Source organism: Asaia astilbis JCM 15831 (assembly GCF_000613845.1).
GTDB lineage: Bacteria > Pseudomonadota > Alphaproteobacteria > Acetobacterales > Acetobacteraceae > Asaia > Asaia astilbis.
This window is the reverse complement of record NZ_BAJT01000042.1, coordinates 1-1368: the sequence shown is the minus strand read 5'-3', so window position 1 is coordinate 1368 and position 1368 is coordinate 1. Positions and strand designations below refer to the sequence as shown.

The window sequence follows — 1368 nt, the reverse complement described above, 5'->3', positions numbered from 1 at the left end:
GAGTCGCTCGACATCGGGTGGTGCGAGCATCACCGTGCCTATCCCGGGGGCAGGACTTGGTCCTGTTGGAGGCGGTGCGAGCATGTCGCACACCTCGATCACAGATGAGTACCGCTCGACAGGCAAGCAGCAATCCGGAATTTACGCAGGCGAGGGCGGGCTCGATGTCGAGGTGTCTGGCGACACCCATCTGACGGGTGGAGTGATCAGCAGCACTGCGCAGGCGAACCGCAACCGTTTTGAAACAGGGAGCCTGACAGCAGAAAGCGTCGAGAACGTCTCGCGCTGGAGCGGTACAACTGTTTCAGCTGGGGGTGGTTATGTTCAGGGGCAACCCGCTGCATCGGTACCTGGAACGTCGACGGTGGCGGTTGGGTATGACGGCCATAATGAGAAGAGCGTCACGGAGTCTGTCATCACAGGCAATATCGCTGTGCAAAGTGGCAGCACGACGGGACAGTACAGCACTGATCTGATCAAGGCGAACGGTCACCTTGAGAATGATTTCAACGCTAAAAAGCTGAACACGACACTTCAGATCCAAACCGCTGCCGAGACGCTGGCGGAGAGCGCATATCAGGTAGGGAAGAATCTCTATCAGCAGAGCCGGAGCGTGCAGTCTACGACGGACACGGGCAATGGAAATCATCCTCAGAGTGGGGAAACCCAGAAATCTGTGAGCGGAAGAACGCCGAATAGCACTTCAGGCTCCTCTAGCATTGATGGTCAATCTGGGTCTCGCAGCAGCGATGCCGTGAATACCAATGCTGGTATTGCCAATGCGGGTTCGCAAACCACAGACAGCTTTTCTGCGCACGGAGCCTCCCTGGAGCAGGGTGCTGATAATAGTGAGGTCAGGCCGAATAATAAGTTCTGGAGCGACGCGCAGCATACCTTACAGCCGGGGGGAGCCGAAAACTGGCAGGTGACAGGCGGAAGAAATAAGCCTTTCGCGGGTATGGGGGATAAGGCCTCTGCGCGCGCATTCTGGCTGGGCTCGGCGAATGCGTTGGACAAGATCAGTAACTTGCCTGAAGGATGGGGGTTGATCGGGTCTGTGCCGTTAGCGGGCATGCAGGTTCTGGATGGGAACAATCAGGCCGCTCTGCGTACCTTGCTCCTCGCGGGGCCGGGCCTTGTCGGTCTGGGAGCGCAAGCCAGGATAGCAGCGTTTGGGCTGAAGGGGGCACATACAGGCCTTGGTGTTGCAGAGCGCGGTCTGGGTTCCGGAGCTCTGGCGCTGGTGCGGGGCGGGAGAGGCACTGTCACCGTCGGAGAGGTCGCCGCTGCTCTGAAATCACCTCTCGCGCAAAAAGAAGCAAAAGAGGCGCTCAATACAGCTCTGAAAGCATACCAGGCTTATCAGAA

Annotated in this window: 1 pseudogene; it reads left to right on the top strand. The window is 58.1% G+C overall.

What is annotated here, in order from left to right:
* Window positions 1-1368 (top strand): annotated as a pseudogene (locus JCM15831_RS22080) (hypothetical protein); the annotation flags it as partial.